Raw genomic sequence first — 6,363 nt, forward strand, 5'->3', positions numbered from 1 at the left:
TGCATCCAGGTCGTCGAGCAGCCGGAAGTAGCGCGGTAAGCGCAAGGCGGACAACGCATGCCGCAGCCCAGTCCGGTAACGCTGTTCGGCGCCGTCGACAAGCCGCTCCCGAATAGGCCCACGGACCAACTCGGGCGGCACGTCGTCCAGAGCGCTGCGGTAGCGATCGGCCAGCACTTCGGCGTCGCGGGCCACCCCCAACACATTGCCCAGCTCGCGTAGTTCGCCGATGATCGGGGCATCGTCGGTCAGCCCGAAGGAATCCGGAGCGGCCTGGAGCAGGCTGCGGATCTTGCGGGCGGTCACCCGCATCTGGTGCACCGCGTCGTCGGCCTCGGCGCGCACCGCGCGATCCCACACCAGCAGCTCGCCGGTCTGTTCGGCCAGCGCCCGATGCATGGATTCCGCCGGCAAATCCTTCGGCGACGTGCCGAGCACCCGCGCCAACTTGGAGCCGTGGCCGGCCGGTCGCGCACCGGCGTCGAGCAGCCGGTCGCACAGCTCGTCCATCAGCCCGGAGTTCGCGCCGGCGTCGACGAGTTCGAGTTCCCATTCACGCCACCGCAGCTCGTTGGTGGTTCCGTCGGCGCCCTGGCCCGCTGTGACGTGGTCGTCGCAGAACTCGGCGAGCACCGCGTCGTCGGCGCCGTGCACCAGGCGAACCTGCCGAGTGGTGCTGATCCGCGCCACCGGGCTCACCGGGCGGTCCCGCACGATGGCCAGCACCACATCCAGCAGCTCGGTGGGGACCGTAGTGCCGTCGGTGGCATTCGACGGCGCCCGCACTTCGGTACGGGCGTCGGGGCCCGCCGGTAGTTTCAGGTGCCAACCCGCGTCCAGGCCGCCGGTGCGACGGCGCAAGGTGACGCGATTCAACGCGAGATCTCGGGACGGCGTGTCGAAGTACACCGCGTCCAACGACTGGGTCTCGGCGTGCTCTACCCGGCCGACCGCCGCGATGCCGTCGAATGATGGCGGTTGCGTGGACTCGTCGGCGTCGAACTTGCGTTCAACTTCGAGATAGCGCGACGTGCTCGCGCCGTTGGCGGACATGCTCGAGAGCGTGCCACATTCCGGTGGCCGCTAAACCAGGGGCTTAGAAGCTGTGCTCGTCGTCGGGGAATGTCCCTGAAGCGACCTCGTCCGCGTACTGCGTTGCCGCGCGGTGCAATTCGCCTCCGACGTCACCGAACCGCTTGACGAACTTGGCCGTCTTGCCGCTGGTGAGACCGGCCATGTCCTGCCAAACCAGCACCTGGGCGTCGCAGTTGCGTCCCGCGCCGATCCCGACGGTGGGAATCGTCAGCTTGCCGGTGATCTGGGTGGCCAACTCGGCCGGCACCATTTCCATCACCACGGCGAACGCGCCGGCCTCGGCAACCGCGATCGCGTCGTGGATGGTCTGCTCGGCGGCATCCCCGCGGCCCTGCACCCGGAAACCGCCCAGGGTGTTGACGCTCTGCGGGGTGAAGCCGATGTGTGCCATCACCGGGATGCCGGCGGCAGTCAAGGCCGCAATCTGCGGGGCGACCCGCTCGCCACCCTCCAACTTCACGGCATGCGCGCCGGCTTCCTTCATGAACCGGATTGCGGCGTCGAGCGCCGCGGCCGGGCCCGCCTCGTAGCTGCCGAACGGTAAGTCGGCGACCACCAGAGCGTGCGGTGCACCGCGCACGACGCCACGCACCAGTGGAATCAGCTCGTCGACCGACACGGGCACCGTGGTGTCGTAGCCGTAGACGACATTGGCGGCCGAATCACCGACCAGCAGTACCGGGATACCGGCGTCGTCGAAGACCCGGGCGGTCGAGTAGTCGTAGGCCGTGAGCATCGCCCACTTGTGGCCTTCGGCCTTCATTTTCTGCAGGTGGTGGACGCGCGTCTTGGTCCGCGGCGCAGCTTGCGGAGAAGAATGGGCACCGTAAACAGTCTGTTCAGACATCATTGTCCCTAGCTTTGGTCGGGTCGATCCTCGTGGCCCAATCGGGTCCCCGGGTTCGTCTGACCTGACCAGTCTGCCACCTGGCGCCGCCCATGTGGATAGCGAGCCCAGTGGACTTCCTCACACCGGCACCATCGTGACGATTCGGGCGCCCCCCTGCGGCGGCGGACATACCATCGCCCCATGCAGCGACTCAGCGGACTCGACGCCAGCTTCCTCTACCTGGAAACCCCGGCACAGCCGTTGCATGTCTGCTCGATTCTGGATATCGACACGTCGACGATGCCGGGCGGCTACACCTTTGACCGGCTCCGCGACGAATTGGCGCTGCGGATCAAGGCGATGCCGCAGTTCCGCGAGAAGCTGGCCGACAGCGCCTTCAATCTGGACCATCCGGTCTGGGTGGACGACAACAACTTTGACGTGAACCGGCACCTACACCGGATCGGCCTGCCGCCGCCGGGCGGGCGCGCCGAGCTGGCCGAGATCTGCGGCCACATCGCGAGCTTGCCGCTGGACCGCACCCGGCCGTTGTGGGAGATGTGGGTGATCGAGGGCGTGGCGGGCACCGACGCGCAACAGGGCGGCCGTTTGGCCGTGATGACCAAGGTGCACCACGCCGCGGTGGACGGTGTGACCGGTGCCAACCTGATGTCTCAGTTGTGCAGCACCGAGGCGGACGCCCCCGCGCCGGATCCGGTCGAGGGCGTCGGCGGCGGCAACGACTTCGAGATCGCGCTGACGGGTGCGGTCAAATTCGCGGCCAGGCCGCTGCGCTTGGCCAATGCGCTGACCGGCACCGCATCGTCAGTGGTCAAGACCGTGATGCGGGCACGCAGCGGCCAGACGATGGCGCCGCCGTTCGCGGCCCCGCGGACCGCATTCAACGCGAGCGTCACCGCGCACCGCAACATCGCCTACGCGCAGTTGGACCTCGGAGACATCAAGAAGGTCAAGGATTACTTCGACGTCAAGGTCAACGATGTGGTGATGGCCCTGGTGTCCGGTGTGCTGCGCCAATTCCTGCTGGACCGTGGCGAACTGCCGGAGTCGTCGCTGGTCGCGATGGTGCCGGTGTCCGTGCACGGCAAGTCGGATCGGCCTGGGCGCAACCAGGTTTCGGGCATGTTCTCCAGCCTGCAGACCCACATCGGTGATCCGGCGGAGCGGATACAGGCCATCGCTGACGCGAATTCGGTTGCCAAACAACATAGTTCGGCGATCAAAGCCACGCTGCTGCAGGACTGGTCCCAGTTCGCCGCGCCCGCGGTGTTCGGTATTGCGATGCGCGCGTACGCCCGGACCAGTCTCACCAAAACCATGCCGGTGCACAACCTGGTGGTCTCCAACGTGCCGGGTCCGCAGGTGCCGCTGTACTTCCTGGGCAGTGAGGTCAAGGCCATGTATCCGCTCGGGCCGATCTTCCACGGCTCGGGCCTGAATATCACCGTGATGTCGCTGACCGGCAAACTCGATATCGGGATCATCGCCTGCCCGGAGCTGTTGCCCGACCTGTGGGAACTGGCCGACGACTTCGCGGTTGGAATGGAAGAACTGCTGCTCGCGACACGTTAGACGGCCCAGCAACCGGGGGCCCGCGCTGACGCATGGCAGCATGTTGGGCATGGGGAGCCCTCGCCGCGGCAAGATCGCGCGCACGATGCTGATCTGGACCGTGATGGCGGTTACAGCGGTGACCGTGGCCAGTTGTACTCAGGTCGTCAAGGGTCGCGCGGTACTTGCCGGCCCCAAAGTCGGCCAGCCGATCGAGTGGGGCCCGTGCCGCGTTGCGGGCGGCGGGGCGGTGAAACTGCCTGGCGGTGCGCAGTGCGGCAAGCTCGCCGTGCCCGTCGACTACAAACACCCCGGCGGTGACGCCACCACGCTGGGACTGATCCGCTTCCCGGCGACCGGAGACAAGGTCGGCTCTCTGGTCATCAACCCCGGCGGCCCGGGGGAGTCCGGCATCGAGGCGGCACTGGGCGTCGTGCAGTCGCTGCCGCAGCAGGTCCGCGAGCGCTTCGACCTGGTCGGGTTCGACCCGCGCGGGGTGGCGGCGTCGCGACCGGCGATCTGGTGTAACTCCGACGCCGACAACGACAAGCTGCGCACCGAGACACAAGCCGACTACAGCCCGGCAGGCGTCGCGCAGATCGAGGACGAGACCAAGGCCTACGTCGGCCGCTGCGTTGCCAAGATGGGCAAGAAATTCCTGGCGAACATCGGAACCGACAATGTCGCCCGCGATCTGGACACCATCCGCGAGGCGCTGGGCGACAGCAAGCTGACATTCCTGGGCTACTCCTACGGCACTCGGATCGGCGCCGCGTACGCGGAGGCCTTTCCGAAGAACGTCCGGGCGATGATCCTGGACGGTGCCATCGACCCCAATGCGGATCCGGTCGAGTCAGACCTGAGGCAGGCCAAGGGTTTTCAAGTTGCCTTCGACAATTATGCGAAGGACTGCGCCAAGTCACCCGCTTGTCCACTGGGCACCGACCCGGCCAAAGCCGTTGACGTGTACCACCATCTGGTCTATGCGCTCGTCGACAAGAAGAACCCGAGCGTCGGCAGGCCGGCACGCACCAAAGACCCCCGCGGTCTGAGCTACAGCGACGCCATCATCGGCACGATCATGGCGCTGTATTCGCCGACGTTCTGGCACCACCTGACGACCGGGTTGACCGAACTGTCGCGCCACCGTGGCGATGTGATGCTCGAGTTGGCCGACCTCTACATGCGTCGCGACAAGCAGGGGCACTACAGCAACTCCACCGACGCCCGGGTCGCGGTCAACTGTGTGGACCAGCCGCCGGTGAAGGATCGGGCGAAGGTCATCGACGAGGATCGCCGATCGCGTGAGGTCGCGCCGTTCATGAACTACGGCAAGTTCACCGGCGACGCCCCGCTGGGCACATGCGCGTTCTGGCCGGTGCCGCCGACCAGCAAGCCGCACACCATTTCGGCGCAGGGGCTGGCTCCGACGCTGGTGGTGTCCACCACACACGACCCCGCGACGCCGTACCAGGCCGGTGTCGACCTGGCCAACGAGCTGCACGGCGGGTTGCTCACGTTCGACGGCACACAGCACACGGTCGTGTTCCAGGGCAACAGCTGCATCGACGACTATGCGTCGGCGTACATCGTCAGCGGTACTGTGCCGTCCAAGGGGGCTAAGTGTTAGCGCCGCCGTGGGTCCGCTTCGCGAGCGAAACGTAGAGACCGCGCGGTAAATAACGAGATCAAGGTGTGACCAATGGGATCACGGCCTGTGGCCGACGCATGCCACGATTGACTGCCATGTGGCGCATGAGACGGTTGAGCTCTGCGCTGCTTTCATGTGGGTTGTCGATGGCGACCGCTATTGCGTTGACGCCGTTGTCGGCTGCGACGCCCGGATACGACGCGGGCCCCACGCCGAGCTCCGGGGCACCCCAGCCGTCGTCGGCACCACCATTGAGCTGGGGGAGCTGCGGCCAGGTCCTGAGCAACCCGCGCGACATTCCGAGCGCGCGATGCGGGACCGTCGCGGTTCCAGTCGACTATGCAAACCCGGGTGGCGCGCAAGTGCACCTCGCGGTGATCCGCGTTCCGGCAACGGGCCCGCGGATCGGAGCGTTGCTGGTCAATCCGGGCGGTCCCGGGGCGTCGGCGGTCGACATGGTCGCCTCGATGGGCGCGGATCTGGCGGGCTCTGAGATCAGTAAGCGATTCGATCTGGTCGGCTTCGATCCCCGTGGTGTCGGCCACTCCACGCCGGGGGTGCGCTGCCAAACCGACGCCGAGTTCGACGCGTACCGGCGTGAACCGATGGTCGACTACAGCCCGCAGGGCGTGGCGCACATCGAGCAGGTCTACCGGCAGATAGCTCAGCGCTGTCAGGCCCGCAATGGTTCGGCGTTCCTGGAGAACGTCGGGACCGCTTCGGCCGCACGGGACATGGATTCGGTGCGCCAAGCCCTGGGTGACGACCAGATCAACTACCTCGGCTACAGCTACGGCACGGAGTTGGGGACCGCGTACGTCGAGCGCTTCGGCGACCATGTGCGCTCGATGGTGCTGGACGGCGCGGTCGACCCGAGCATCGGCCCGATCCAGGAGCTCATCAACCAGGAGGCCGGGTTTCAGACCGCGTTCAACGACTACGCCGCGGACTGCGCCCGCTCCGCGGACTGCCCGCTGGGCACCGACCCGACCCAATGGGTCGTCCGCTACCACCAGTTGATCGACCCGCTGGTGACCAAACCCGCGACGACCTCGGAGGGGCGCGCGCTCGGCTACGCCGACGCCACCACGGGCACCATCAACGCGCTCTACACCCCGCAATTCTGGAAATTCCTCACCAGCGGCCTGCTCGGTCTGCGCCGCGGCACCGATCCCGGTGATCTGCTGACGCTGGCCGACGAGTACTACGGCCGCGA

The 6,363-nt window shown here is 66.9% G+C and carries 5 protein-coding genes; 3 read left to right on the forward strand and 2 right to left on the reverse strand.

The window, feature by feature from the left end:
- Together VN856_RS06150 and panB are read right to left on the reverse strand one after the other, a co-directional pair.
- The coding region (locus VN856_RS06150) for a CYTH and CHAD domain-containing protein (RefSeq protein ID WP_325687180.1) at positions 1–1,053 on the reverse strand (1,053 nt) is incomplete at its 3' end.
- 43 nt (positions 1,054–1,096) lie between these two features.
- Complete coding sequence (gene panB, locus VN856_RS06155; RefSeq protein ID WP_325687182.1) at positions 1,097–1,942, reverse strand: 3-methyl-2-oxobutanoate hydroxymethyltransferase; 846 nt, start codon at positions 1,940–1,942, stop codon at positions 1,097–1,099.
- 183 nt (positions 1,943–2,125) lie between these two features.
- Between panB and VN856_RS06160 the strand changes: the two genes are divergently transcribed.
- The 3 genes from VN856_RS06160 to VN856_RS06170 all read left to right on the forward strand — a co-directional run.
- The gene (locus tag VN856_RS06160; protein WP_325687183.1) at positions 2,126–3,517 is read left to right on the forward strand and encodes a wax ester/triacylglycerol synthase family O-acyltransferase; all 1,392 of its coding nucleotides are present in this window, start codon (positions 2,126–2,128) and stop codon (positions 3,515–3,517) included.
- Positions 3,518–3,566: 49 nt separating this feature from the next.
- The gene (locus VN856_RS06165) at positions 3,567–5,126 is read left to right on the forward strand and encodes an alpha/beta hydrolase (protein WP_325687184.1); all 1,560 of its coding nucleotides are present in this window, start codon (positions 3,567–3,569) and stop codon (positions 5,124–5,126) included.
- Positions 5,127–5,242: 116 nt separating this feature from the next.
- Positions 5,243–6,363: alpha/beta hydrolase (locus VN856_RS06170; RefSeq protein ID WP_325687185.1), on the forward strand; the 1,121-nt coding region annotated here is incomplete at its 3' end.

This window comes from Mycobacterium sp. (genome assembly GCF_035603715.1).
In the GTDB taxonomy this organism is placed as follows: Bacteria; Actinomycetota; Actinomycetes; order Mycobacteriales; family Mycobacteriaceae; genus Mycobacterium.